This is a genomic window from Sphingopyxis indica (assembly GCF_900188185.1).
GTDB lineage: Bacteria > Pseudomonadota > Alphaproteobacteria > Sphingomonadales > Sphingomonadaceae > Sphingopyxis > Sphingopyxis indica.
The window spans coordinates 99,586-125,915 of the sequence record NZ_FZPA01000003.1 but is presented as its reverse complement, the minus strand read 5'-3'; the positions used below and the strand labels follow the sequence as shown (position 1 = coordinate 125,915).

Below are 26,330 nucleotides of genomic sequence, written 5' to 3'. Positions count from 1 at the left end.
GCGGCCAAAGCCGGACAGGCGCGCCTGTCCGGTTCCCCGGTCGAGTCGGTGCGGTGTCCCGCCATCTTGCATCAATCAAGAGCCGTGCCAATTGGCGAATCGCAAGCTTTCGGCAAGATTTTTGGCACGAAGTTGCGCCGCTGCCCGGTCTTTGGGCAATGCGGTAACGGCGGTGCCTAAAAAAACGGCAACGCGTTCGGGCCCGGCCGCGGACGGGTCACTCTTCGGTGCGGATCAGGATCATCTCGCCGATCAGTGCGAAGAGGATGAACGGCCCCCACGCGGCTAGGAAGGGCGAATAGGCGCCGAGGTCGCCCATCGCGAGCGCGAAATTGTCGGCGACGAAATAGGCGAAGCCGAGCGCCATTCCCAGGATCGCGCGCACGAACAGCTTGCCCGACCGCGCGAGGCCGAACGCTGCGACCGCGCCGAGCAGCGGCATCAGCACCGCCGACAGCGGCCCCGAAATCTTGTGCCAGAGCACGCCCTTCAGCGAATCGACCGGCCGCCCCGCGGCCTCGAGATCGGCGATCGCGCTCTTCAGTTGCAGGAAGGGCAGCTGGTCGCCGTCGACCTGTGCGAGGGTGAACTGGTCGGGGCGCACGCCCTTGGCCGCGACGATGGTGCCCAATTCCTCGACCGTCCCCGACCGGCGCAGGAAGCGCCTGGCGTTCGTCAGCTCCCACCCGCCGTCGACCGCGCGGCCCGTGTCCGCCGACAGGACCGACGACAGGATGCCGCCGGTGCGCTCATAGATTTTGACGCCGCGCAGCACGATCGCCGGTCCGCCGGCCTCGACCGTCTGCGCGTTGATCAGGTCGTCGCCCTCGCGCACCCAGATGTTCGAGCGGACCCCGCTGTCCTTCGGCACCTCGGCATATTCGACCTTTTGCCACGCGCTGAGCGCCGCGGTCGCGCGCGCGACGATCCGCTCGTTGAAGCCGAAGCTGATCGCCGCGACGAGCAGCGCGGCGAGGAACAGCGGCGCCAGCACCTGGTGCGCCGACATGCCCGCCGCCTTCATCGCGATCACCTCGCTGTTCTGGTTGAGCGTGATCAGCGTCAAAATCGTGCCGAGCAGCACCGAAAAGGGCAGGAAGGTCTCGATGATCTGCGGGACGCGCAGCCCGACATAGCGCCACACCTCGGCGTCGCCATTGCCCGCGACGGCCAGGATCTTGCCGCTTTCGCCGAGCAGGTCGAGCGTCTGGAGGATGACGACGAGCGCGAAGAGGATGGCGAAGGTGCGGACGAAGAACAGCCGCCCCATATAGAGCGCCATCGTGCGCGACGGAAAGAAATGGAACTGGTGCATCAGGCGGGTTTCTGCTTGCGGCCAAAGACGTTGAACAGCGCCTTGACGCGCTGCCCCGCCTTGGCGGCGACGCGCTCGAGCGCGCCGATCGGCTGGCCGCCGGGGACGTGCGCGAGCGTGTAATACATCCAGATCGCGAGCGCCGCGAAGAGCAGGAAGGGCACCCATAGCGCGATGATCGGATCGACGGTGCCGCGCGCGCCCATATCCTCGGCATATTGGTTGATCTTGTGCTGCGTCACCAGAATGACGATCGACAGGAAGACGCCGAGCGCCGACGTCGAGCGCTTGGGCGGGATCGCGAGCGCGACCGCGAGCAGCGGGATCAGGAACATCGAGGCGACCTCGACGATGCGGAAATGGAAATTGGCGCGCGTTTCGAGCCGTGTCGCGAGCGGTTCGCTCTTGTCGCGCCCGACGACGAACAGCTCGGGAATCGTCAATTCGCGGTCGCCGCCGCCGCGGGTGCGGAACGCCTCGATCTTGGGGAGCGGGATCGGCAGATCGTGATTGTCGAAGGTCAGGACGCGCGGCACCGGGAATTTGGGCGATTCGTGGATCAACACCCCCTTGGTCAGCCGCAGGATGATCGTGTTCGGGTCGTCGGTCGCAAGGAACTGGCCCTGCGCCGCGGTCGCCGACACCGCCTGGCCGTCGTCATTCTCGCCGCGCACGAAAATGCCGCGCAAGCTGCGCCCGTCGTCGAAGCTCTGTTCGATGCGCAAGGTCATCCGGCTGCCGAGCTTGGTGAATTCGCCGACCTTGATCGACGCGCCGAGCGCGCCCGACCGCAGCTCGAACTGCAAGCCTTCATAGGCATAGCGCGCATAGGGCTGGATGAAGCCGACGATCGCGAGGTTGAGCAGCGCGAGCGCGAAAGCGAAGACATAGGGCATCCGCATCAGCCGCCCGAAGCTCATCCCCACGCCGCGCAGCACGTCGAGCTCGCTCGACGTCGCGAGGCGGCGGAAGGCCAGGAGGATGCCGAGCATCAGCCCGATCGGAATGCCGAGCGAGAGATATTCGGGGATCAGATTCGCCAGCATCCGCCACACGACGCTGACCGGCCCGCCCTCGGTCGCGACGAAATCGAACAGGCGCAGCATCTTTTCGAGCACCAGCAGCATCGCCGAAAGGACGAGCGTGCCGAGCATGGGAAAGAAGATGAGCCGCGCGATATAGCGGTCGATGGCGGGTAGTCTGTTCAAGCTTTCGTCGCCCCATCACCATGATTTGGCCGCAAAGGTTTCCGATATGCCGATTCAAGGGCGACAGGGACCCATGTCGGCGCGCGCATCGGCGCGACTGGCGTGGCTATAACCTCTGGAGGTATTGAGGTCATGTCGAAAATGTTTTTCGCCGGGATACTCGCCGCCGGTGCTGCCGGAGCGCTGATCGCGCCCGTCGCGGCGCAGGGCGCCACGCTGGGTCCGGCCGCGCATCTGTGCAACAGGAATGCGACCGCGGTGCTGGTCGACGTGCATGGTTTCAAGGCGCGCACGGGGACGCTGCGCGTTCAGGTCTACAACGCCGACAAAAGCTATCTCGAAAAGCGCAAATGGCTCGATCGCGTCGATGTGCCGGTGACCGGCTCGGGCGCGATGCAGGTCTGCGTGCCGGTCAAGCAGCCGGGCAATTACGTCATTTCGGTGCGCCACGACCTGAACGGCAACGGCAAGTCGGATCGCAGCGACGGCGGCGGCCTGTCGGGCAATCCCGACATGAAGGTCACCGATTTCATCTTCAAGCGGAAGCCGAAGCTCGGCGAGGTCAGCTTCGCGGTCGGCGGCTCGACGAAGCGCGTGCCGGTGACACTCAACTATGTCAGCGGCCTCTCTTTCGAGCCGGTCGATTAAGGAGGCTCCGGAGGGCAGTGGCCAGCGTAGCGCTTCTTTCCAACCCCCGCTCGACGGGGAACCGCGCCCTTCTGCCGAGGGTCCGCGAATATTGCGCCGCGCACCCCGACATCTTCCACTATGAGGTCGAACATGTCGACCAGATCGGCGAAGCGATCCGCACGATCGCGATGGTGTCCCCGCGCGTCGTCGCGATCAACGGCGGCGACGGCACCGTCCAGGCGGCGCTGACCGAGCTCTATTCGGGCGGCCATTTCGGCGGCTCGCCGCCGCCCGTCGCGGTGCTGCCCAACGGCAAGACCAATTTGATCGCGCTCGACCTCGGCGCCGCCGGCGATCCGATCAAGGCGCTCGAGCGCGTGGTCGAGCTGGTCGGAAGCGGCCATATCGACGATCATGTGATCGAGCGCCAGCTGATCGCGCTCGACAGCGGCGGCGAGCGGCCGGTGCTCGGCATGTTTCTGGGCGGCGCCTATCTTGCCGATGTGATGCTTTATTGCCGGAATCGCATCTATCCGCTCGGCCTGCCGAACGGCGTATCGCATTTCCTGGCGGCGATGCTCGCCCTGTTCGCGATTTTGTTCGGCGTGGGTGGCGGGCGGCTGCCGCCCAAGCCCGAGGCGATGACCGTGTCGCTGATCCGTCAGGGCGAATTCAAGGGCAAATTCTCGCTGCTGATCGTCACGACGCTGGAGAAGCTGCTGCTTTCGATCCGCACCAACGACAAGCCTGGCGCGGGCGGTCACATGAAATTGCTCGCGACCGAAAGCAATGTCGGCGCGCTCTTTCGTATGCTCGGCGCGACCTGGCGCGGGACGCTCGGCCAACATGAACTCGCCGGCGTCCATTTTCAGCAAGGCGACGAGATACGCATCGAGGGCAAGCGCTCGAACGTCATCCTCGACGGCGAGATTTTCGAGGCGCAGGGCGGCAAGCCGATCATCCTGACCTCGACCCAGCCGGTGCCCTTCCTGCGCCTCGCAGCCTGAGGCGAGGTTTCGCCAATGCGTGGTCCTATCCTTTCCCCTGCATCCCCGAGCGAAGACGAGGGGGCCGGCCGAGCGCAGCCGAGGCCCGGTGAGAATTCTCGCTTCGCTCGAATGAGCCCCTCGTCTTCGCTCGGGGATGCGGGTAAACTGACGCAGCTGGTCCGCGAGGAATTGTCGACCCCCGTCGATCCGCGCGTCGCGGCGATGGCCCGCGCGATCGCCGCCCAATATCCGGCCAGCGCGCGCGCGGTGCTTTTCTATGGCAGCTGTCTGCGCGAAAGCGCGCTCGACGGGCTGATGCTCGATTTCTACCTGATCGTCTCGGACTATGGCGACGCCTATGACCGGCGCTGGCTCGCGCTCGCCAACCGGCTGATCCCGCCCAATGTCTTTCCCTTCGAGCACGACGGGCTGATCGCCAAATATGCGGTGCTCAGCGAAGGTGATTTCGACCGGCTGAACGGTCCCGAAACGCGCAACGTGTCGGTCTGGGCGCGCTTCGCGCAGCCGTCGCGGCTCGTCTGGGCGGTCGACGATACGGCAAGGGACCGCGCGATCGCCGCGGTCGCGCGCGCCGCGCCGACCCTGCTCGCCGCGGCGGGGAAGGTCGCGGGCGAAACCCCGCTCGACTGGTGGCGCCGCGCTTTTTCGCTGACCTATTCGGTCGAGCTTCGCGCCGAGCGCAGCAATCGTGCGCAATCGGTCGTCGACGCCGAACCCGAACGCTATGCGCGTTTCGCCGCCGCGGTCGCCGCCGCGATTCCGGCGCGCGCACGCAGCGGCGGCTGGACGCGCCGGCGGATCGAGGGCAAGGCGCTCAGCATCGTGCGGCTGGCGAAAGCGGCCTTCACCTACGCCGGCGGCATCGACTATCTCGCGTGGAAGATCAATCGCCACGCCGGCACCCGGATCGAGATCAAGCCCTGGCAGCGCCGCTGGCCGCTCGTCGCCGCACTGACCCTCGTTCCGCGCCTGGTGAAGAGCGGCGCGATCCGTTAACTCGCCAGCCGCGTGCCTTCGCGGGGGCTGCCGCTGCGCTGGATCGCCTGGTCGAGCGCGGCGAGGGTGAAGGGTTTGCGCAGCACGTCATGGTCGCCGAAGCTCGCAAGCTCGCTTGCGTCGCCTGCATAGCCGGTGACGAACAGCACCGACAGATTCGGCCACCTTGCCTTCAGCCGCGCGATCATTTCCGGCCCCGTCAGCGCGGGCATCAGCACGTCGGACAGGACGAGGTCGAACCCGCCATGCTTCTCGACCATCGCTTCGGCTTGCAGCGGATCGGGGCAGGCGACCGCAGTGTGGCCGAGTTCGTTCACCGCATCGACCGTCGCGGCGAGAACGCGGCGATCGTCCTCGACCACCAAAATGTCGAGTGCGTGCCCAGGCACCGTCGCCGGGACAACGGTGGCGGTGTCGTCGGCGTCGGCCGCGTCGTGCGCCCGCGCGACGGGCAGCAGCATCGCGACGCTCGTGCCTTCGCCCTCGGTCGAATGTATCTGCACCTCGCCTCCCGACTGGCGGCAAAAAGCGAAGACCTGGCTCATCCCCAGCCCCGTGCCCTGACCGACGGGCTTGGTGGTGTAGAAGGGGTCGAAGACGCGCTCGATCACCTCGGGAGACATGCCGCAGCCGGTGTCGATCACCTGCACCGCGAGCGCCGCGCTTTCCTCTTCTTCGTCGCGCAGCGTGCGGATCGTCAGCGACCCGCGCCCCTCCATCGCGTCGCGCGCGTTGACCGCGAGGTTGAGCAGCGCATTTTCGAACTGCTGGCGGTCGATCCGGCAGCGCAGGCCCGCCGCGTTGAGGTCGAGCGTCAGCGCGATCCGGTCGCCGATCGTCCGCGCCATCAGCTCCGAAAAGCCCTGGATGCAATCGTCGATGTCGGTCATTTCGGGGCGGGCGGGTTCGGCGCGGGCAAAGGTCAGCAGGCGCCGCGTCAGATCGGCGGCACGGTTGGCGCCGTCGAGCGCGTTGCGGATATGCCGCTCGGCCTTGTCGGGCGCCTCGGTCAGCCAGCGCTGCGCGAGTTCGAGCCCGCCGACGACCACCGCGAGCATATTGTTGAAATCATGCGCGATACCGCCGGTGAGCTGGCCCACCGCCTCCATCTTCTGCGCCTGCCGCAGCCGCGCCTCGGCGGTCTCGCGCTCGCTCATCTCGCTGCGCAGCGCCTCGTTGGCGTCGGCGAGTTCGGCGGTGCGCGCGACGACCGCCGCCTCCAGCTCCATCGCGCGGTCGCTTTCGGCGAGCTGTTCACGCCGCGCGAGACGGCGTTCGCTTTCGGCGCGCAGCAGCGAAAAGGTCGCGCCGATCGCGACGACCGCCGCCGCCGCACCGAGCAAGGAGAACATCAGAATCGCCTGATTGAGGCTGGCGCGGTCCGATGCCGCGATGCGGTTGCGCTGCGCGAGCAACGCGCGCTCGTCGCGGATCAGCTGGGTCACCAGCTTGTCGATGCGATTGAGCGCCGGATCGTGGCCCGCGGCATTATATTTGGAGATGGCGGCGACGGTCTGCCGGTAATTAGCGCTGAGCGCCGCGTCGCCGAGCTGTTCGCCGCGCTGGTTGAGCTCTTCGGTCAGCGCCGCGACGAGCTGGGCCTGCGCCGAATTGTCGCGCACGTTGCGTTGCAGAAGCCCCAGATATTGCATGGCGACGCCCCATTGCTGCTGGAACATCCGGCCGTCTTCTTTCTGAAGCCCGACCGCGAAGCGCCCGAGCGCCGCCTCGGCGCGCGCGAGCGCGGCATCGAGCGAGCGCGTCTGCGAAATGACCTCCAGGCTGTGCGCCTGCCAGCCGAGCGAGCGGTCGTAATTGTCGTTGGCGCGCATCAGCAGCAGCACGAGCGCGGTGACGACGCCGACCAGAATCGCGCCGACCCCGGCGGTCAGCCAGAAGCGCAAGCGCTGGCGCCGGCCTTCGGCGATGCTGTCGCTGTCCTGCTCAAACACCGGCTCGTCTTACCGGCAATCGCCGGTGCCGCAAAGCCGCGAAGATTCCGGCGATGGCCAAGTCCCGCAATTCGCCGCGAAAAAGAGTCGGTTTGTCGGCGGGAAATCCCGGCTCAGCCGATAATCCCGACGCGCTTGCCTGCGCGTTCGAAGCGCGACAATATCTCTCCGACCTGATCGGACGAATGTTCGGCGCACAGCGAACAGCGCAGCAACGTCATCCCCGCCGGGGTCGCCGGCGGGCGGGCAAGGTTGACGTAAAGACCCTCTTCGAGCAGCGCCTCCCACATCGCGGCGCCCCTTTCGAGGTCGGGCATGATCACCGCGATGATCGCCGATTGCGGCTCGTCGGTGCCGAGCGTGAAGCCGCGGTCCTTGAGGCCCTTGTGCAGCGTCTTCGAATTTTCCCACAGATGCGCGCGCTTGTTGCTCCCGTGCATCAGCTTGCGGATGCTCGTCGCCGCGGTGGCGACGACGCTCGGCGGCAGCGAGGCGGTGAAGACATAGGGGCGGCAGACGAGCCGTAATATCTCGAACTTCGGATGGTTCGACACGCAGAAGCCGCCGACGGTGCCGATGCTCTTGCTGAACGTGCCGATGATGAAGTCGACGTCGTCGATTACGCCCTGCGCTTCGGCGACGCCGCGGCCATGTTCGCCGATGAAGCCCATCGAATGCGCTTCGTCGACGAGGACCATCGCGCCATTTTCCTTGGCGATGCGTACCATTTCGTTGAGCGGCGCGACGTCGCCGAGCATCGAATAGACGCCTTCGAGCACGACGAGCTTGCCCGCTTCGGCGGGCAGGCGCTTCAGGCGTTTTTCGAGCGCCTCGATGTCGTTGTGGCGGAAGGCGACGATCTCCGCGTCGCCCATCTTGCAGCCGTCATAGATCGACGCATGGCTGTCGATGTCGAGGATGACATAGTCGCCCTTGCCGGCGATCGTCGAAATAATGCCGAGGTTCGCCTGATAGCCCGTCGAAAACACCATGGCATGATCCATGGCATAAAAGTCCTTCAGCGCCTCCTCGACCTCCTTGTGCCCCTGATAGGTGCCGTTGAGAACGCGGCTGCCGGTGGTGCCGCTGCCGAACTTGTCGAGCGCGTCCTTGCCGGCGGCGATGACATCCTCGTCGAAGGTCATGCCCATATAATTATAGGTGCCGAGCAGGATCGTTTCGCGCCCGTTGCAGATCGCGACGGTGGGCGAGAGCACTTTTTCCATCACCAGGCTGAACGGGTCGGTGACGCCGGTGGCGAGCAGGTCGGCGCGCTGCTGGATCAGCGGATCGAATTTGGTGAAGAGGTCGGTCATGGTGATACTCTCATATCCGTTCGTGCTGAGGAGGGGCTGAGCTTGGCGAAGACCCGTCTCGAAGCACCGTGGCAGGCCCTTCGAGACGCCATTTCGACAAGCTCGATGGCTCCTCAGGGCGAACGGGAATCCTTGAACTAGCCCTGCAGCTTTTCCACCGCTGCAACCAACTGGCCGACGTTTTCGATCTCGGCCTGCTGGTTCATGCTGATGATGATGTCGAACCTGTCCTCGACCTCGGCAACGAAATCCATCACCGTCAGGCTGTCCCATTCGAGGTCGCCCGCGAACGTGGTGGCGTCGGTCAGCTCGACGCCCTTCTTGTTGAAGGGGGCGATCAGGCCGTAAATCTGCTCTTTGAGGGCGGTGCTCATGGGGGTGCGTCCCTATAATGAAAACTGCGCGCGGACATGCCGCGCCGCTGCCCGATTGGCAAGCGAATGCGGCGGCAATCGGGCAGCATCTTGCCGATACCCGCCGAACATGGCATCGCATGGGGGCGAAACGGGGACTGGCCTATGAGCAATGAAGGCGAACCGGCCGCGACGGGCTTTCCGTCCAACGCGGTGCATCTGATGCGCACCAACCAGCAACTGACGATGCAATTGTCGCAGATGGCCGACCAGAAAGCGTCGATCCTGATGGGCGCGACCTTCGTCGTCTTCACCATATCGGTGGGGCAGCTGCGCAGCGGCGCGATGGCGGTGCCGCTCGCGGTGCTCGCGACCTTTGCCTTTCTTTCGGCGGTGCTCGCGATTTCGGCGGTGATGCCGCGCTTCGGGTCGATGCCGGCGGAGGGCGATGCGGAGGGCGATACGCGGCGCAACCTTCTCTTCTTCGGCCATTTCTCCGCGATGTCGGAGGAGGCGTTCATCGCGGCGGTCAAGGCGCGTTCGCGCAGCGAAGAGGACATGTACGACATGATGCTGCGCGACACCTATCAGAATGGCGTGGTGCTGGCGCGGCGCAAATATCGCTATCTCGGCTATGCCTATCGGCTGTTCGTCGTCGGGCTGACCCTGACCTTCATCGCCTTCGTGATCGAACTCGCGGTGGGATGGGCGCGGTTGGTTTAGGCCGGCGTGCGTAATCGCGTATGAGATTGCTGCGTGTCGCAGCCTCCCCGCCCGCTTGCGGGAGGGGAAGCGAGGCTTGCGAGCTTGCTCGCTAGCCGCAGCGGGGTGGAGCCTTGCGACGTGGCTACCCACCCCCAACCCCGCCCGCAAGCGGGAGGGGAGAGTCGCTTGCATATGGGATGCTCATCCTCCGGCAAGTCGCGTGGCGGGCGACGTGGCGGCAGACGATGGCGCCACACCCGCTGTTGCCATTTGGCCACCCCTGCCGAGGATTCGTTCGTCGCTATCCAATTGAAGTGGCGCGGCCGTGCCGCTTCTTATATCCGGGCCGGCTATGCTGGCCGAACCCGCCCCCCTGACCGGCGAACCCGCGTCCACCCTGCGCCGCGAATTCCCGGCGACGCTCGCGCTCGCCGTGCCGCTCGCCGCGGCGAATCTGCTGCAGATGATGGTGCATGCGATCGACGTGATCTTCGTCGCGCGGCTCGGCGATGGGGCGCTCGCGGCGGCATCGCTCGGCGTGTCGATCTTCGGGCTGCTCCTGTGGACCGGCACCGGGCTCGTCGGCGCCGCCGCACCCTTCGTTGCCGCCGAACTCGGGCGCCGCAAACATGCGGTGCGCGAGGTGCGGCGCACGGTGCGCATGGCGCTGTGGCTCAGCCTGATCGTCTCCGCGCTGTTCATGGGGGTCTGCGCCGCGGGCGGGCCGATCATGCGCGCGACAGGGCAGGACCCCGAAATCACCCGCCACGCGGCGAGCTTCCTGCTGATCCTGATGTGGGGCATGGTCCCGATGATCGCGGCGAGTGTGCTGCGTATCTTCGTCTCGGCGCTCGGGCGGCCGACGATCGCGACCGCGATCACCTTCCTCGCGCTCTTCGTCAACGCGCTCGGCAACTGGGCGCTCGTCTTCGGCCACCTCGGGATGCCGAAGCTCGGCCTGCACGGCTCGGCGCTGTCGAGCGTGACGACGAGCACCGTGATGCTGCTCGCCTATGTCGTCGTCATCCAGAGCGACCGGCGGCTGCGGCGCTATCATCTGTTCGGTAACTGGTGGCGCTCCGAATGGCCGCGCTTTCGCGAGCTGTTGCGCATCGGGCTGCCGATCGGGCTGATCATCCTCGCCGAAGCGGGGCTGTTCACCGGCGCGGCCTTTCTGATGGGGCGGATCGGCGAGGCGCAGCTTGCGGGGCACACGATCGCGCTCCAGGTCGCGGCGCTCGCCTTCCATATCCCGTTCGGGGTCGCGCAGGCGGCGACGATCCGCGTCGGCCTTTCCTATGGCGCGCGCGATCATCGCGGGATCGCGCTCGCCGGGCAGGCGTCGCTGATCCTCGGCATCGGCTTCATGGTGCTGACCGCGGCGACGATGTGGATTTTCCCGCGGCTCGTGCTGTCGATCTACGTCGATGTCGACGCGGCGCGCAACGCCGCGCTCGTCGGCTATGCGATGCAGTTCCTGGTCGTCGCCGCCGCCTTCCAGCTCTTCGACGGTGCGCAGACGGTGGCGGCGGGCGTGCTGCGCGGGCTTCAGGACACGCGCGTGCCGATGATCATTGCGGTGTGCGGTTATTGGCTCGCGGGCTATGGCACCGCCATCTATCTGGGCTTCTGGACCCCGCTCGCCGGGGTCGGCATCTGGATCGGCCTTGCGGTGGGGCTGGTCGTGGTGGCGGGGCTGCTTCTGCTTCGCTGGCGAATGCGCGCCCGTCTCGGCCTTCTGCCGGCCTGACGAAAAAGTTCGAAAGAATCTTCGGGCAGTGCTTGACGCCCTTCAGGGGTCAACCCATATGCCCGCCTGTTAGCACTCTCGTCCTGTGAGTGCTAAACTGACATCCATTGCATTTCTGGAGGGACATCCATGCAATTTCGTCCGCTGCACGATCGCGTGCTCGTCCGCCGTATCGAAGCCGAGGAAAAGACGGCCGGCGGCATCATCATCCCCGACACCGCCAAGGAAAAGCCGCAGGAAGGCGAAGTCGTCGCCGTCGGCACCGGCGCCAAGGCCGAAGACGGCAAGGTCACGCCGCTCGACGTCAAGGCCGGCGACCGCATCCTGTTCGGCAAATGGTCGGGCACCGAGGTCAAGGTCGACGGCGAAGAGCTGTTGATCATGAAGGAATCGGACATTCTGGGCGTCATCGCCTGAATCCGCTCCCCCGCCCCCGGCGGGACATAATCCACAGTGAAGTTACGCAGTTTTCTGCGGGATCGAAAGGAAGCACCACATGGCTGCCAAGGACGTTAAATTCAGCCGCGACGCGCGCGAGCGCATCCTGCGCGGCGTCGACACCCTCGCCGACGCGGTGAAGGTCACGCTCGGCCCCAAGGGCCGCAACGTCGTGATCGACAAGAGCTTCGGCGCGCCGCGCATCACCAAGGACGGCGTCACCGTCGCCAAGGAAATCGAGCTCAAGGACAAGTTCGAGAATATGGGCGCGCAGATGCTCCGCGAAGTCGCCTCGAAGGCGAATGACGCGGCCGGCGACGGCACCACCACCGCGACCGTGCTCGCCCAGGCGATCGTGCGCGAAGGCATGAAGTCGGTTGCCGCCGGCATGAACCCGATGGACCTGAAGCGCGGCATCGACCTTGCAGTCAACAAGGTCGTCGAGACGATCAAGGCGCAGTCGCAGGCGGTCAAGGGCTCGTCCGAGATTGCGCAGGTCGGCATCATTTCGGCGAACGGCGACAAGGAAGTCGGCGAAAAGATCGCCGAAGCGATGGAAAAGGTCGGCAAGGAAGGCGTGATCACCGTCGAAGAGGCGAAGGGTCTCGATTTCGAGCTCGACGTCGTCGAAGGCATGCAGTTCGACCGCGGCTATCTGTCGCCCTATTTCATCACCAACCCCGAAAAGATGCTGGTCGAGCTGACCGACCCCTATATCCTGATCTTCGAAAAGAAGCTGTCGAACCTCCAGTCGATGCTGCCGATCCTCGAAGCGGTGGTGCAGTCGGGCCGTCCGCTCCTCATCATCGCCGAGGACATCGAGGGCGAAGCGCTCGCGACGCTCGTCGTCAACCGCCTGCGCGGCGGCCTGAAGGTCGCGGCGGTCAAGGCGCCGGGCTTCGGCGATCGCCGCAAGGCGATGCTGCAGGACATCGCGATCCTGACCAAGGGCGAGATGATCAGCGAAGACCTGGGCATCAAGCTCGAGAATGTCACGCTCGGCATGCTCGGCCAGGCGAAGCGCGTCACCATCGACAAGGACAACACCACGATCGTCGACGGCGCGGGCGATGCCGAAACCATCAAGGGCCGCGTCGAGCAGATCCGCGCGCAGATCGAAACCACGACCAGCGACTATGACCGCGAAAAGCTGCAGGAGCGTCTCGCGAAGCTCGCCGGCGGCGTGGCGGTGATCAAGGTCGGCGGCGCCTCGGAAGTCGAGGTCAAGGAACGCAAGGACCGCGTCGACGACGCGCTCCATGCGACCCGCGCCGCGGTCGAGGAAGGCATCGTCCCCGGTGGCGGCACCGCGCTCCTCTATGCGACCAAGGCGCTCGAAGGCATGAGCGGCGAGAATGAAGACCAGACCCGCGGCATCGACATCATCCGTCGCGCGCTGCAGGCTCCGGTCCGCCAGATCGCCGAGAACGCCGGCTTCGACGGCGCGGTCGTCGCGGGCAAGCTGTTCGACCAGGCCGACACCAACCACGGCTTCAACGCCGCGACCGATACCTATGAGGATCTGGTCAAGGCCGGCGTGATCGACCCGACCAAGGTCGTGCGCACCGCGCTGCAGGATGCGGCTTCGGTCGCCGGGCTGCTGATCACCACCGAAGCGGCGGTGACCGAGCTTCCCGACGACAAGCCGGCGATGCCGATGGGCGGCGCCGGCGGCATGGGCGGCATGGGCGGCATGGACTTTTAAGTCCGCACCGCTCGGCACCTGCCGACGACAAGAGGGGCCGGAGGGAAATCCTCCGGCCCTTTTTCTTGGCGCGGCCATTGCCTGTTCATCGCCGCTGGCATAGCGGAGGCGGCATGAGCCTCTTCCTGGCCTTCCTCGCCGCGGTCGCGTCGCCCGCCGCTCAGGCGGCGCCCTCGGCACCGGCGCCGCAGCAAGCCGTCGCACGCTGCGGCTATCGCATCGTCCGCAGCTATCCGCACGACCCCCAAAGCTTCACCCAGGGCCTTTTCTGGCACGACGGTCATCTCTACGAAGGCACCGGTCAATATGGCCGTTCGCGCGTTGCGCGGCTCGACCTCGAAAGCGGCAAGGCGGTCGCCCAGACGCCGCTGCCCGCCGACCAGTTCGGCGAGGGTATCGTGCGCTGGCGCGACCAGATCATCGGGGTGACCTGGCAGGGCGGCGTCGGCCACCGCTGGCGGCTCAGCGATCTCAAGCCGCTCGGGACCTTCCGCTATGCGGGCGAGGGGTGGGGCGTCGCGATGCTGGAGGGCCGGCTGGTGCTCAGCGACGGGACGCCGATGCTGCGTTTCTTCGATCCGGCGACGATGCGCGAGACCGGAACGCTGGCTGTCACGATCGCGGGGCAGCCGCTGCCGATGCTCAACGAACTCGAAGCGATCGACGGCGAGATCTGGGCCAATATCTGGATGACCGACGCGATCGTGCGCATCGACCCCGCGAGCGGCGCGGTGCGCGCGGTGATCGACATGCGCGGCCTGAAGGACGACGCCGGGGCGCACGGCTCCGACAGCGTGCTCAACGGCATCGCCTGGGACGCGAAGGCGAAGCGCCTGTTCGTCACGGGCAAATATTGGCCCAAGCTCTACGAGATCGCGCTCACCGGCTGCGATTAACCGCCGAGCGCCGCCGCCATCCGCGCCGCCGCCGCATCATAGACGCGCGCTTTCAGCCCTTCGGTGACGGCCGCGGGCGCGCGGTCGGGGTGGCCGCCGGCGAAGGGCGGGGCAGGATCATATTCGATCGCGAGCTGGATCGCCTGTGCGACCGCATCGCCCTTCAGCCGTGCGATCAGGGTGAGCGCGAAATCGAGCCCGCTTGTCACCCCGCCGCTCGTCACGACGCGGCCGTCCTCGACGACGCGGCCGGGCGCGGGCTCGGCGCCGACCAGTGGCAGCAAATGCGTATAGGCCCAGTGCGTCGTCGCGCGCTTGCCCGCGAGCAGCCCGGCGCGGCCGAGCAGGAAGGCGCCGGTACACACGCTCGTCACCCATTGGGCGCTGGCGGCCTGGCGCTTCAGGAAAGCGATCGTCGCGGCATCGCCGAGCGCATCGACGACGCCGTGCCCGCCGGGCACGCAGACTATGTCGGCGAGCGGGCAGGTGTCGAAATCGTGCGTCGCGACGAGCGAGAAGCCGCTGTCGGTGGCGATCGGATCGAGGCTGGCCGCGGCGGCGGCGAGCTTCGCGCCGGGCATCCGGCTCAGCGCCTGCGCGGGCGCGGTGAAATCGAGCTGGGTGATGCCGGGAAACAGCAGGAAAACGATCTGGGTGGAAGCAGCGTCGGGCATCGGGATGGTCCTTTTACATGAACCGCTTCCCCGAGCGAAGACGAGGGGCTCGTTCGAGCGAAGCGAGAACCCGCGCCGTCGCAGCCTCGACTTCGCTCGGCAATGCCCCTCGTCTTCGCTCGGGGAGGCGGAATGATTTCAGATTTCGCGCATTTCGCTCTAATCGTGTGACGGTGCTCCGCCGTTGCTGTCCGCGGCATCGTCGGCGGGAGGGTTTTCGCGACTTTCGAGCATCGCGGCGGCATCGTCGAGCGCCCTGGCTTCGCCGACGGTGACCCCGCCCGGGCCGGGCTCATTGTCGGTCCGGCTGCATCCCGCGGCGGACAGGAACAGCGCCGCGGCGCCGGCGATACCCATCATTCGCTTTCGGCTCATCGCCAATCTTCTCCCAAGAAAAAGGGCTCCGCTCCATGCCGGAACGAAGCCCCCCTTTCCCCGGTTGCACGCCGTAGCGCGCCAGCCGATTACTGCTTGTCGTTGGCCTCGGCCTTCGCCGTTTCCGACTCGATCTTGTCGCCGGCGGCAGCGGCGGCGTCGCCAGCGGCGTTCACCGCGCCCTCGACGGCGTTGCCGGCATCGTCGGCCGCAGCAGCGGTTGCGTCGGCGGCATCGGCCGCACCTTCGGCCATCGCGTCGCCGGTCGCCGCAACGTCATCGGCGACCGCCGATCCGGCTTCCGACGCTTCCTGCTGCGCCTTTTCCGAGCAGGCGGCGAGGCTGACGGCGGCAGCGGCCATCGAGACGAGGATGAACTTGCGCATGTGAATTCCTTTCGAATGGCTTGGTAGCCGATACCGGCCACTGCGGCGCAGGATTAACGGGGGATGAAGGGCTTGGCAACCGCACCGGTCGGACCGGAAGGCCCATGCCTTGTTTCAAAACGAAAAAAGGGTCGACGGCGCGGTGCCGGCGACCCTCTTTTCCTGCGGCCCGAAGGCCGGAAAGAAGCGGCTTACTGCTTGGCTTCTTCCATCGCGCCCTTGGCGGCGTCGGTCGCTTCCTTGGCGGCGTCGGCCGCTTCGGCAGCCTTGTCTTCGGCGGTCGCGGCGTCTCCGGTCGCAGCGGCGTCGGCGGCATCGCCCGCGGCTGCTGCGGCGTCGCCGGCGGCATCGGCCGCACCGGCAGCGGCGTCCATCGCGCCGTCGGCAGCGCCTTCGACGGTCGCCGTGGTGTCTTCGGTGGTCGCCGCCGTATCGTCGGCAGCCTTCTCACCGCAGGCGGCGAGGCCGAGCGACGTGGCAAGGACGAGCGACAGAGTGATCGACTTCTTCATGTGGGTATACCCCTCTCGATTGAAATTATCGACCGGCATGCGGATGCGAACCCTTTCGACCCGGCATTTTGCCAATCGCCCCTAGAGCTACAATCTCGAAAAAAGCGGTGCAACGCCCTTTTTGTCTTGCGCCGGTTCAATTCGATCAGTCGTGTCGCCGGGGGCGGCGCAAACGGCAGGAAAGGGGGACGCCCATCCGGTTGACCCGATATAAAGAAATCTTTATATGATGGGTCATGACCGAGCTGCTCGACATTTTTCGCGCCCTTGCCGACCCGACGCGGCTGCGAATCGTCGCGCTGCTGCGCGCGATGGAGCTCGCGATCGGCGAGCTGGCGGTCGTGCTCGACCAGAGCCAGCCGCGCGTCTCGCGCCATGTGCGCATCCTCGTCGATGCGGGCGTCGTCGAACGGCGGCGCGAGGGCAGCTGGGTGTTCCTGCGCATCGCGCGCGAGGGGCCGGTCGGCGACATCATCGCCCGCGCCGAAAACTGGCCCTTTTCGGCGCGCGAGGCGCGGGTGATCGCGCACGACGCGCGGCGGCTCGCGGCGGTGCGCACCGAACGCGAGGCCGCGGCGGAGCGCTATTTCGCCGAACATGCCGCCGAATGGGACGCGATCCGATCGCGCCACGTCGCCGAAAGCGAGGTCGAGGCGGCGATGCTGGCGATGGTGGCGGGGCGGCGGCTCGGCCATCTGCTCGACATCGGCACCGGAACCGGCCGCATGGCAGAGATTTTCGCGCCGACCGCGCGCCGCATCACCGCGCTCGACCGCAGCCCCGACATGCTGCGCATCGCGCGCGCCAAGCTCGCCGGCCAGACGGTCCCGATCGACCTCGTCCAGGGCGATTTCCTGAACCTGCCGATGGACGATGCGAGCATCGACAGCATCGTCATCCATCAGGCGCTGCATTTCGCGCACGAGCCCGACCGCGCGATCGCCGAGGCGGCGCGCGTGCTGCGCGGCGGCGGGCATCTGCTCATCGTCGATTTCGCGCCGCACGAGGATGAGGAGTTGCGCACGCTCGCGGCGCACGCCCGCCTCGGCTTTTCGGATGCGCAGATCCGCGGCTGGTTCGCCTCGGCGGGACTGCTGCTCGAATCCGCGCAGACGCTCGAGGGCGGAACGCTCGCCGTCAAGCTCTGGCTCGGCCGCCGGCGCAGCGACGAAGATCAACCGCCGGTCGCCCGCGACGGCGACGGCTCACGCAAAAGGCTTGCGGCATGACATCGAATCTGAACTCCATCGCCGAGGCGCGCCGCGCCGCCGCTTCGCCGCTCTTCGCCGATCTCGACGGCGATATCGGCGTCAGCTTCGAATTTTTCCCGCCCAAGACCGAGAAGATGGAGGCGCAGCTGTGGGACACGTTCCACGCGCTCGAACCGCTCGCCCCCCGCTTCGTGTCGGTCACCTATGGCGCCGGCGGTTCGACGCGCGAGCGCACCCATGCCACCGTCGCGCGGATCGCGAAGGAAAGCCGCGTGCCGGCCGCGGCGCATCTGACCTGCGTCGAGGCGTCGCGCGACGAGATCGACGCGGTCGCGCGCGACTATTGGGACGCCGGGGTGCGCCATATCGTCGCGCTGCGCGGCGACGTGCCGGGCGGCGCACCGTATCGCGCGCATCCGGACGGCTATGCCAATGCCGCCGAACTGGTCGCCGGATTGAAGGCGATCGCGCCCTTCGACATTTCGGTCGCCGCCTATCCCGAGGTTCATCCCGATGCGGCGAACGCGACCGCCGATCTCGACAATCTGAAGCGCAAGCTCGACGCCGGCGCGACGCGCGCGATCACGCAATTCTTCTTCTCGCCCGACGCCTTCCTGCGCTTTCGCGATGCGGCGGCGGCGGCGGGGATCGACGCTCCGATCATCCCCGGCATATTGCCCGTGTCGAACGTGTCGCAGACCCGGCGCATGGCCGATATGTGCGGCACCGCGATCCCGGCGTGGATGGTCGCGCTCTTCGAAGGGCTCGACGATCATCCCGCGGCGCGCCAGCTCGTCGCCGCGACGATCGCCGCCGAGCTCAGCCGCCGCCTTTACGCGGGCGGGGTGCGCGATTTCCATTTCTACACGCTCAACCGCGCCGAACTCAGCTATGCCATTTGTCATCTGCTGGGGCTTCGGCCGGTCGCTTCGGCAAAGGATCAGGCAGCATGACCTCCCCTTCGACCTCCAGCGCCCGCGAAGCGCTGACCGTGGCGGCCAAGGAGCGCATCCTGCTCACCGACGGCGGCTGGGGGACGCAGATCCAGCTCAGGAAGCTGGGCGAGGCCGATTATGCGGGCTCGCTCGGCCTGCCGCACGACCAGAAAGGCAATAACGACATCCTCGCGCTGACGCGGCAGGATGTGGTGACCGCGATCGGCGAAGCCTATCTGGCGGCGGGGTCGGACATCGTCTCGACCAACACCTTCAGCGCCAACCGCATCAGCCAGGCCGACTATGGCGCCGAAGCGCTCGTCGCCGACATCAATCATGAAAGCGCGCGCCTCGGCCGCGAGGCCGCCGACAAATTCGCCGCGCTCGATGGACACCGCCGCTTCGTCGCGGGCGCGGTCGGGCCGACGAACAAGACGCTGTCACTGTCGCCCGACGTCAACAACCCCGGCTATCGCGAGATCGACTTCGACGAATTGAAGGACGTCTATCGCGAACAGGTGGTCGCGCTCGCCGAGGGCGGCGCCGACTTCATCCTGATCGAAACGATCTTCGACACGCTCAACGCCAAGGCGGGGATCGCCGCGACGCTCGAGGCCGAGGCAAAGGTCGGGCGCGAGCTGCCGCTGATGATTTCGATGACCCTGACCGACCTGTCGGGGCGCAACCTGTCGGGCCACACGGTCGAGGCCTTCTGGTATGCGGTGCGCCACGCCAGGCCGCTGACCGTCGGGCTCAACTGCTCGTTCGGCGCGGCGCAGCTGCGCCCGCACGTCCGCGTGCTGTCGGATCTCGCCGACACGCTGGTCATGGTCTATCCGAATGCGGGCCTGCCCAACGAACTCGGCGAATATGACGAGCTGCCCGACACGACCGCGGGCCTCGTGCGCGAATGGGCCGAACAGGGCCAGGTCAATATCCTCGGCGGCTGCTGCGGATCGACGCCCGCGCATATCGCGGCGATGGCGAAAGCGATCGAGGGGCTGGCGCCGCGGCGCGTGCCGCAGGTGCCGGTGCGCACGCGGCTGGCGGGGCTCGAACCCTTCACGATGGCGGCGGCCTGACCGATGCCCGATCCTCTGCCATGGCGGGTCCGCGAGGCGGGCCCGGATGACGCGTCCGCGCTCGCGCTGGTCGGCGCGGCGACCTTTCTCGAAACCTTCGCGGGCATTCTCGACGGCGACGCGATCGTTGCGCACTGCGCCGCGCAGCACCGCGCGGACGCCTATCGCGCGCTGCTTGCTTCGGGCGCGCAGGCGTGGATCGCCGAAGCGCAGCCGGGCGGCGCGCCGGTCGGCTTCGCGCTGATCGCCAGGCCCGATCTGGCGGCGGCCGAGGAGGGCGATATCGAGCTCAAGCGCATCTATTCGCTGTCGCGCTTTCACGGCAGCGGCCTTGGCGCCGCGCTGATGGAGCGCGCCATTGCGGGAGCAAAGGGGCATCGCCGCCTGCTCCTCGGCGTCTATGCGCGCAACGAGCGGGCGCTCGCCTTCTATCGCAAGCAGGGCTTTGCCGACATCGCGACCCGCCGGTTCGACGTCGGCGGCAAGCTCTATGACGACCGCGTCCTCGCGCGGCCGCTCGCCAATTGATGTCTTTGCTGGATTTTCGATGACCGCCACCCTCTCTTCCTCGACCTTCGTCAACATCGGCGAGCGCACCAACGTCACCGGCTCGGCGGCGTTCAAGCGGCTGATCCTCGCCGACGATTTCACCGCCGCGGTCGAGGTCGCGCGCCAGCAGGTCGAAAATGGCGCGCAGGTCATCGACGTGAACATGGACGAAGGGCTGCTCGACGCGGAGCGGGCGATGACGACCTTCCTCAAGCTGATCGCCGCCGAACCCGACATCGCGCGCGTGCCGGTGATGATCGACTCGTCGAAATGGGAGGTGATCGAGGCGGGCCTGAAATGCGTCCCCGGCAAGCCGATCGTCAATTCGATCAGCATGAAGGAAGGCGAGGAGCCATTCCTCGACCATGCGCGTAAGTGTATGGCCTATGGCGCCGCGGTCGTCGTGATGGCGTTCGACGAGGCCGGGCAGGCCGACACGAAAGAGCGCAAGATCGAGATTTGCGAGCGCGCCTATCGGCTGCTCATGGGCATCGGCTTCCCGCCCGAGGACGTCATCTTCGATCCCAATATCTTCGCGGTCGCGACGGGGATCGAGGAGCATGACAATTATGCGGTCGACTTCATCGAAGCGGTGAAGGAAATCCGGCAGCGCTGCCCGCACGTCCATTTCTCGGGCGGCCTCTCCAACCTGTCGTTCAGCTTTCGCGGCAACGAGACGGTGCGCCGCGCGATGCACAGCGTCTTTCTCTATCATGCGATCCCCGCCGGGCTCGACATGGCGATCGTCAACGCGGGCCAGCTAGACGTCTATGACACCATCGACCCCGAGTTGCGCACCGCGTGCGAGGACGTCATCCTCAACCGCAAGGTTGCGGACGAGGCCGAGACGCCGACCGAGCGGCTGATCGCACTCGCCGAGCGCTACAAGGGCAAGGATGCGGCGCAGGAAAAGGCCGCCGAGGAATGGCGCGGCTGGGAGGTGCGCAAGCGGCTCGAACATGCGCTGGTCAAGGGCATCGACGCCTATATCGTGTCGGACACCGAGGAAATGCGCCTCGCAATGGAACGGCCGATCGAGGTGATCGAGGGGCCGCTGATGGACGGGATGAACGTCGTCGGCGATCTGTTCGGGTCGGGCAAGATGTTCCTGCCGCAGGTGGTCAAATCGGCGCGCGTGATGAAAAAGGCGGTCGCGCATCTGCTGCCGTTCATCGAGGCGGCGAAGGAGCCGGGCGCGAAGGGCAAGGGCAAGGTCGTGATGGCGACCGTCAAAGGCGACGTCCACGACATCGGCAAGAATATCGTCGGCGTCGTGCTTCAGTGCAACGGCTTCGAGATCGTCGACCTTGGCGTGATGGTGCCCTGGTCCAGGATCCTCGAGGCGGCGAACGAGAATGACGCCGACATGATCGGCCTCAGCGGCCTGATCACGCCGTCGCTCGACGAGATGGTGACCGTCGCCGAGGAGATGCAGCGCGCGGGCATGACGATGCCGCTGCTGATCGGCGGCGCGACGACGTCGAAGGTCCACACCGCGTTGCGCATCGACCCCGCCTATCAAGGACCGGTGCTCCATGTGCTCGACGCGAGCCGCGCGGTCGGCGTCGCAACCTCGCTGGTCAGCACGACGGGGCGCGACGCCTTCGTGGGCGGCTACAAGGCCGACTATGCGCATATCCGCGACGTGCGCGCGAACAAGGGGCAGAGCGCGCTCGTGCCGATCGCCGACGCGCGCGCGAACGGCTTCGTGCTCGACGAGCATATCCGCCCCGGCCCGCCCGAAAAGCCCGGCGTGCATGTCTTCGACGACTGGGATCTGGCCGAGCTCGTCGAATGGTTCGACTGGACGCCCTTCTTTCGCGCGTGGGAGCTTGCGGGCACCTATCCCGCGATCCTCGACGACGAGGTTGTCGGCGAAAGCGCGCGCAGCCTCTATGCCGACGCCCGCGCGATGCTCGAGCGGATCGTCGGCGAAGGCTGGCTCAAGGCGCGCGGGGTCGCGGCGCTCTGGCCGTGCCGGCGCGAAGGCGACGATGTGATCATCCATCTGGAGGAGGAAGAGCGCCACGTCCGCATCCCCTTCCTGCGCCAGCAGATTTCCAAGCGCGAAGGGCGCGCGAACATGTGCCTCGCCGATTTCGTCAGCCGCGACGGCGACTGGATCGGCGGCTTTTCGGTCGCGATCCACGGCATCGAACCGCACCTCGCGCGCTTCAAGGCGGCGCACGACGATTATAGCGACATCCTCTTGAAAGCGCTCGCCGACCGCTTCGCCGAAGCCTTTGCCGAACGGCTCCACGCGCTCGTCCGCACCGATCTGTGGGGCTATGCGCCAGCTGAGCAGCTGACTGCCGAGGCGATCATCAAGGAGGAATATCGCGGCATCCGCCCGGCGCCGGGCTATCCTGCATGCCCCGACCACAGCCTGAAACCGATCCTGTTCGATCTGCTCGAAGCGGGGCGGACCTCGGGCGCGACCCTGACCGAAAGTTTCGCGATGCTGCCGACCGCGGCGGTTTCGGGCTTTTACTTCGGCCATCCCGACGCGAGCTATTTCGGCGTCGCGCGGGTGGGCGAGGATCAGCTCGCCGACTATGCGGAAAGGCGCGGGGTCGACATCGAGACCGCGAGGCGCTGGCTGCGGCCGAACCTCGACTAGAAATGATTGCCCTTTAGAGCAAATTGCAGGAAATCTGAATCGACTCGTCTCCCCGAGCGAAGACGAGGGGCTCGTTCGAGCGGAGCGAGAACCGCAGCGTCGCCGCCTCGACTTCGCTCGGCAGAGCCCCTCGTCTTCGCTCGGGGAAACGGTGCAGATTTAAGGCTCGCTGCTCTAGAGCGCGATGTCATCGCGCTCCAATAAAGCATGTGTGTCCCCGCGAAGGCGGGGACCCATCTCCGGCGGGTTCAAAATAGAGCGATCGGGAGATGGGTTCCCGCGTTGGCGCTACGCGCCGCCTTCGGCTCCGCGGGAGCACACGGCTTATTCAGCCGAAGGGATCATGCTCTCAGGCTTCGCGCCCCACGGCGGCGCCGAGCCGCTTCAGCAGCGGCGTCGCCATCGGGATCGACAGCATCGTGCTCGCCACCGCCATCAGCAGCAGCGCAGTGAACGCCTCGTTGGTGATGATCGCCTTGTCGAGCAGGATGTTGACGAAGATGATCATGATCAGCGCCTTGGTCTGCAAGAGCCAGCCGATCAGCCTTGCCTCGCCCCGCTGCCAGCCGAGGATGCGCCCGGCGAGTCCCACCCCGGCGAGCTTGCCTGCGACCGACGCGACGAGCAGCACGCCGGCGACCGCGAACACCGCGGCGCCGCCGACGTCCCACTGCGTCCTCAGCCCCGTCGACAGGAAAAAGACCGGCATCACCGTCATCAGCACGATGTTGCGAAACCGGTCCATCGGCTCGTGCCCGAACCATTTGGCGTCGAGCACCGCGCCCGACAGAAAGGCGCCGACCATGAAGTGCAGCCCCGACCAGTCCCCCGCGAAACCGCAGGCGATCAGCCAGACCAGCCCCACCGCCCAGCGGTCGGGCGCATCGAGCCGGGCCATCAGGCGCCGGATCAGCCACGCCGCGACCGCAAAGCCCAGCAGGAACATTGCCTGCCGCCCGATCCGCTCCCAATCGACGAGGATCAGCGCGAGCACGCCCCAGATCGCAATATCGTCGAGGCTCGCATAGCGCAGGATGCGCTGTCCGATCGGCTCGCGCAGGATGGCGAGCTTTTCCATGAACAAGACGAGGATGGGCAGCGCGGTCACCGCGCACGCCATGCCGATTCCCGCCACAACCTGCCAATGCGCGCCCGCCGCCCCGATCCATCCGGGGGTGCGCAGGATGAACAGTGCGGCAACGGCGCCGAACAGCAGCGGCGTGCCGAGCGCCAGGCCCGCGGTAATGCCGGTTTCGCGGCGATGCTTCCACGCCTGGCCGATGTCGAGCTCGATCCCCGCGACCCAGACGAACATCATCACCGCCCACCAGGCGATGCCGTTGAGCGACGCGATGACTTCGGGCCGGAAGACGAAGGCATAATAGTCCGGAAAGACCGCGCCGAGCACGCCCGGGCCGAGCAAAATGCCGCCGATGATCTGCACCACGACGAGCGGCGCCCAATAGTCGGTGCGGAACACGCGCCACACGAACCACGGCACCGCGAAGATGATCAGCAGCGCGATCAGGAAAACTTCGGTATGCGTCACGCCCCACTCCCCCAAGCGATCGTTACCGGTTGCTAGTCGGAGCGTGTGTCCGCGGCAATGGTGAATAGGATTTCACCTTTGGCCACCCGGCTGTTCCGCGCTGGCACAGCGATCGGGCCGGCCCGCTTCGCGCGAGACTCGCGCGATCGGGGCGGCTATCCAGCGGGGATGGTCCAGTCGATTGTCCGCCGCCAGATGCTGCCGCTGTTCGCCCTGCCGCTGCTGTTCGCATCGGTGCCCGTGCCCGCGCAGCCTGGCCCCGCCCCCTATGTCGTCGCCGAAAGCGGGCGCGGCTATGCGCGATTGCAGGAGGCTGTCGATGCGGTCGGCGGCGGGCAGGGGACGATCCGCATCGCGCCGGGCTATCACCGCGACTGCGCGGTGCAGACCATGGGACGCATCGCCTTCGTCGCCGCCGAGCCGGGCCGTGCGATCTTCGACGGCGTGACGTGCGAGGGCAAGGCGGCGCTGGTGCTGCGCGGCGACGGCGCGCGCGTCGACGGCCTCGTCTTTCAGAATATGCGCGTTCCCGACGGCAATGGCGCCGGCATCCGGCTCGAACGCAGCAATCTCGACATCGTCAACAGCCTGTTTCGCGGCAGTGAAGAGGGGATACTCACCGCGAACGACCCGCAGGCGACGCTGACGATCGACCGCTCGACCTTCTCGCGCCTCGGCCGCTGCGATCGCGGGCTGAGCTGTGCGCACAGCGTCTATACCGGCGATTATGGCCTGGTGGTGGTGACCAACACGCGCTTCGAAAAGGGCAGCGGCGGCCATTATCTGAAGGTCCGCGCGGGCCGCGTCGATGTCGAGGGCAACAGCTTCGACGACAGCCAGGGCCGCGCGACCAACTATATGATCGACTTGCCGTCGGGCGCCACCGGCCGGATCGCGAACAATCTGTTCGTGCAGGGGCGCGACAAGGAAAATTATTCGGCGATCATCGCGGTCGCGGCGGAGGAGCGCAAGCATCCCTCGCGCGGGCTGGTCATCGAGGGCAATCGCGCGCGCCTGCCCGAAGACATGGGGCGCAAATCGGCCTTCGTCGCCGACTGGAGCGGCGAGCCGCTCGCGATCGGGGCGAATGATCTGGGGCCGGGGCTGACGCGTTTCGAGCGGCGCTGACGCGCTGGTTCATATCCGTTCGCATGGTTGAAGCCCGTGTGTCCCCGCGAAGGCGGGGACCCATCTCCGACCGGTTTAAAATGGCGCCGGCAGGAGATGGGCTCCCGCCTTCGCGGGAGCACACCACCCCTTTTTCAATCGGCGATAGTGGGCTGGATCAGGCCTCGCCGCGCGTTTCGATCAGCGAGGCGGCGAGCGCTTCGGACGGCGACTTGCCGCCCCACAGCACGAACTGGAACACGGGGTAAAAGCGCTCGCACTCGTCGATCGCGCTCTCGACCAGCGTCTCGGCCAGGTCGAGCGACAGCGCCGCGTCGCCGCCGACCAGCATCCCGTGGCGGAACAGGATCGTGCCGCTGTTCGACCACAGCTCGAAATGGCCGAGCCACAGCTGCTCGTTGATCAGCGCGAGCGCTTCGTGCGCGACGCTGCGCTTGTCCTCGACGACGCGGATGTCGGGAAAGGCGAGCATCTGGATCACGCCGTCCTCGGCGCGCCACACCGCGCGCAGCTCATAGGTCGTCCAGCTGCCCTGCGCGGTGGCGACGATCTCGTCCTCGCCGATCATCTCGTGCGGCCAGTCGTGCGCCGCAAAATAGGACGCCAGCATCTCCATCGGTGCGGCTTCCTGATTGTCGTCGTCGTAAATATCGTCGCTCATAAGGGGCGCCTTAGCGCTTGTCGCGCCATGTTGCGAGTCGTGCGACGATGCCCGGTCAGGCCTTCGGCTTGCGCGTCGCTGCCTTGGCGGCGGGTTTCGCGGCCGCGGGCTTGGGCTTCGCCGCGCCTTCGAGCTTGTCGAGCCGCGCCTTCAGCGCATCGGCTTCGGCGCGCGCCTTGGCGGCCATTTCCTTCACCGCCTCGAATTCCTCGCGGCTGACGAAATCCATGCGGCCGATGAATTCCTTCGCGCGCTCGCGCATCGCCGCTTCGGCCTCGCGGCTGGCGCCGGCGACCGTTCCGGCGATGCCGTTCACCATCTTGGCGAAGTCGTCGAAGATCCGGTTCTCGCTCTGCATGTCTCAAATCCTTCGT

General features: G+C 66.7%; 26 protein-coding genes. 14 read left to right on the top strand and 12 right to left on the bottom strand.

Annotation, left to right across the window (positions count from 1 at the left end):
- Nucleotides 1–217: 217 nt before the first annotated feature.
- Nucleotides 218–1,315, bottom strand: coding sequence for an LPS export ABC transporter permease LptG (gene lptG, locus CHB69_RS06560; RefSeq protein WP_089215195.1), 1,098 nt, complete (start codon nt 1,313–1,315; stop codon nt 218–220).
- The gene (lptF, locus tag CHB69_RS06555) at nt 1,315–2,523 is read right to left on the bottom strand and encodes an LPS export ABC transporter permease LptF (protein ID WP_089215194.1); all 1,209 of its coding nucleotides are present in this window, start codon (nt 2,521–2,523) and stop codon (nt 1,315–1,317) included. Before lptF ends, lptG begins: the two co-directional genes overlap by 1 nt.
- Before the next feature lie 132 nt (nt 2,524–2,655).
- On the opposite strand from lptF, the gene CHB69_RS06550 reads away from it, so the two are divergent.
- From CHB69_RS06550 to CHB69_RS06540, 3 genes are all read left to right on the top strand, one after another.
- Entirely contained in the window at nt 2,656–3,171 is a 516-nt protein-coding gene (locus CHB69_RS06550) for a DUF2141 domain-containing protein (RefSeq protein WP_089215193.1), read from the top strand.
- A 17-nt stretch (nt 3,172–3,188) separates the two neighbouring features.
- Entirely contained in the window at nt 3,189–4,160 is a 972-nt protein-coding gene (locus CHB69_RS06545) for a diacylglycerol/lipid kinase family protein (RefSeq protein ID WP_089215192.1), read from the top strand.
- A 111-nt stretch (nt 4,161–4,271) separates the two neighbouring features.
- Nucleotides 4,272–5,159 (top strand): hypothetical protein, encoded by an 888-nt coding sequence (locus CHB69_RS06540; RefSeq protein ID WP_089215191.1) that lies wholly within the window; start codon nt 4,272–4,274, stop codon nt 5,157–5,159.
- Here the strand turns inward: CHB69_RS06540 and CHB69_RS06535 are convergent.
- From CHB69_RS06535 to CHB69_RS06525, 3 genes are all read right to left on the bottom strand, one after another.
- Entirely contained in the window at nt 5,156–7,111 is a 1,956-nt protein-coding gene (locus tag CHB69_RS06535; protein WP_089215190.1) for an ATP-binding protein, read from the bottom strand. The two genes, CHB69_RS06540 and CHB69_RS06535, sit on opposite strands and share 4 nt — an antisense overlap.
- A gap of 113 nt (nt 7,112–7,224) precedes the next feature.
- Nucleotides 7,225–8,427 carry a serine palmitoyltransferase gene (gene spt / locus CHB69_RS06530; protein ID WP_089215189.1) on the bottom strand — a complete coding sequence of 401 codons (1,203 nt, stop codon included), beginning with the start codon at nt 8,425–8,427 and terminating at the stop codon, nt 7,225–7,227.
- Nucleotides 8,428–8,564: 137 nt separating this feature from the next.
- A complete protein-coding gene (locus tag CHB69_RS06525) occupies nt 8,565–8,801 on the bottom strand; it encodes an acyl carrier protein (protein ID WP_089215188.1) in 237 nt (78 codons plus the stop codon).
- A 144-nt stretch (nt 8,802–8,945) separates the two neighbouring features.
- Here CHB69_RS06525 and CHB69_RS06520 point away from each other — a divergent pair, with 144 nt between their 5' ends.
- The 5 genes from CHB69_RS06520 to CHB69_RS06500 all read left to right on the top strand — a co-directional run bounded on the left by CHB69_RS06520 (nt 8,946) and on the right by CHB69_RS06500 (nt 14,274).
- Entirely contained in the window at nt 8,946–9,503 is a 558-nt protein-coding gene (locus tag CHB69_RS06520) for a Pycsar system effector family protein (protein ID WP_089215187.1), read from the top strand.
- Between the two features lie 334 nt (nt 9,504–9,837).
- On the top strand, nt 9,838–11,235 hold the full coding sequence (locus tag CHB69_RS06515; protein WP_170935458.1) for an MATE family efflux transporter: 1,398 nt from the start codon (nt 9,838–9,840) through the stop codon (nt 11,233–11,235).
- A 129-nt stretch (nt 11,236–11,364) separates the two neighbouring features.
- A complete protein-coding gene (groES, locus tag CHB69_RS06510; protein WP_089215186.1) occupies nt 11,365–11,652 on the top strand; it encodes a co-chaperone GroES in 288 nt (95 codons plus the stop codon).
- Between the two features lie 79 nt (nt 11,653–11,731).
- Nucleotides 11,732–13,378 carry a chaperonin GroEL gene (gene groL / locus CHB69_RS06505; protein ID WP_089215185.1) on the top strand — a complete coding sequence of 549 codons (1,647 nt, stop codon included), beginning with the start codon at nt 11,732–11,734 and terminating at the stop codon, nt 13,376–13,378.
- Nucleotides 13,379–13,491: 113 nt separating this feature from the next.
- Complete coding sequence (locus CHB69_RS06500; RefSeq protein ID WP_089215184.1) at nt 13,492–14,274, top strand: glutaminyl-peptide cyclotransferase; 783 nt, start codon at nt 13,492–13,494, stop codon at nt 14,272–14,274.
- Here the strand turns inward: CHB69_RS06500 and CHB69_RS06495 are convergent.
- The 4 genes from CHB69_RS06495 to CHB69_RS06480 all read right to left on the bottom strand — a co-directional run bounded on the left by CHB69_RS06495 (nt 14,271) and on the right by CHB69_RS06480 (nt 16,221).
- Nucleotides 14,271–14,948, bottom strand: a complete 678-nt coding sequence (locus CHB69_RS06495) for a DJ-1/PfpI family protein (RefSeq protein ID WP_089215183.1) — start codon at nt 14,946–14,948, stop codon at nt 14,271–14,273. The two genes, CHB69_RS06500 and CHB69_RS06495, sit on opposite strands and share 4 nt — an antisense overlap.
- Nucleotides 14,949–15,107: 159 nt before the next feature.
- Nucleotides 15,108–15,323 (bottom strand): hypothetical protein, encoded by a 216-nt coding sequence (locus CHB69_RS06490; RefSeq protein ID WP_089215182.1) that lies wholly within the window; start codon nt 15,321–15,323, stop codon nt 15,108–15,110.
- Between the two features lie 89 nt (nt 15,324–15,412).
- Complete coding sequence (locus CHB69_RS06485; RefSeq protein ID WP_089215181.1) at nt 15,413–15,709, bottom strand: entericidin EcnAB; 297 nt, start codon at nt 15,707–15,709, stop codon at nt 15,413–15,415.
- 191 nt (nt 15,710–15,900) lie between these two features.
- Entirely contained in the window at nt 15,901–16,221 is a 321-nt protein-coding gene (locus CHB69_RS06480) for a hypothetical protein (RefSeq protein WP_089215180.1), read from the bottom strand.
- Between the two features lie 236 nt (nt 16,222–16,457).
- Here CHB69_RS06480 and CHB69_RS06475 point away from each other — a divergent pair, with 236 nt between their 5' ends.
- The 5 genes from CHB69_RS06475 to metH are packed head-to-tail and all read left to right on the top strand — an operon-like array spanning nt 16,458 to nt 22,618.
- On the top strand, nt 16,458–17,450 hold the full coding sequence (locus tag CHB69_RS06475; RefSeq protein ID WP_089215179.1) for an ArsR/SmtB family transcription factor: 993 nt from the start codon (nt 16,458–16,460) through the stop codon (nt 17,448–17,450).
- Entirely contained in the window at nt 17,447–18,385 is a 939-nt protein-coding gene (metF, locus tag CHB69_RS06470; protein WP_089215178.1) for a methylenetetrahydrofolate reductase, read from the top strand. Before CHB69_RS06475 ends, metF begins: the two co-directional genes overlap by 4 nt.
- Nucleotides 18,382–19,449: a homocysteine S-methyltransferase family protein gene (locus tag CHB69_RS06465; protein WP_089215177.1), complete on the top strand. Its 1,068-nt coding sequence runs from the start codon at nt 18,382–18,384 to the stop codon at nt 19,447–19,449. Before metF ends, CHB69_RS06465 begins: the two co-directional genes overlap by 4 nt.
- A 3-nt stretch (nt 19,450–19,452) precedes the next feature.
- Nucleotides 19,453–19,977, top strand: coding sequence for a GNAT family N-acetyltransferase (locus tag CHB69_RS06460; RefSeq protein ID WP_089215176.1), 525 nt, complete (start codon nt 19,453–19,455; stop codon nt 19,975–19,977).
- Nucleotides 19,978–19,996: 19 nt separating this feature from the next.
- Nucleotides 19,997–22,618, top strand: coding sequence for a methionine synthase (gene metH, locus CHB69_RS06455; RefSeq protein ID WP_089215310.1), 2,622 nt, complete (start codon nt 19,997–19,999; stop codon nt 22,616–22,618).
- A gap of 349 nt (nt 22,619–22,967) precedes the next feature.
- Here metH and CHB69_RS06450 read toward each other — a convergent pair whose 3' ends face one another.
- The gene (locus tag CHB69_RS06450) at nt 22,968–24,167 is read right to left on the bottom strand and encodes a cation:proton antiporter (protein ID WP_089215175.1); all 1,200 of its coding nucleotides are present in this window, start codon (nt 24,165–24,167) and stop codon (nt 22,968–22,970) included.
- Between the two features lie 168 nt (nt 24,168–24,335).
- Between CHB69_RS06450 and CHB69_RS06445 the strand changes: the two genes are divergently transcribed.
- Entirely contained in the window at nt 24,336–25,295 is a 960-nt protein-coding gene (locus tag CHB69_RS06445; protein WP_089215309.1) for a right-handed parallel beta-helix repeat-containing protein, read from the top strand.
- 157 nt (nt 25,296–25,452) lie between these two features.
- Here CHB69_RS06445 and CHB69_RS06440 read toward each other — a convergent pair whose 3' ends face one another.
- Together CHB69_RS06440 and CHB69_RS06435 are read right to left on the bottom strand one after the other, a co-directional pair.
- The gene (locus tag CHB69_RS06440) at nt 25,453–25,956 is read right to left on the bottom strand and encodes a type III secretion system chaperone family protein (RefSeq protein WP_089215174.1); all 504 of its coding nucleotides are present in this window, start codon (nt 25,954–25,956) and stop codon (nt 25,453–25,455) included.
- A gap of 55 nt (nt 25,957–26,011) precedes the next feature.
- Nucleotides 26,012–26,314, bottom strand: a complete 303-nt coding sequence (locus tag CHB69_RS06435; RefSeq protein WP_089215173.1) for an accessory factor UbiK family protein — start codon at nt 26,312–26,314, stop codon at nt 26,012–26,014.
- Between the last annotated feature and the right edge of the window lie 16 nt (nt 26,315–26,330).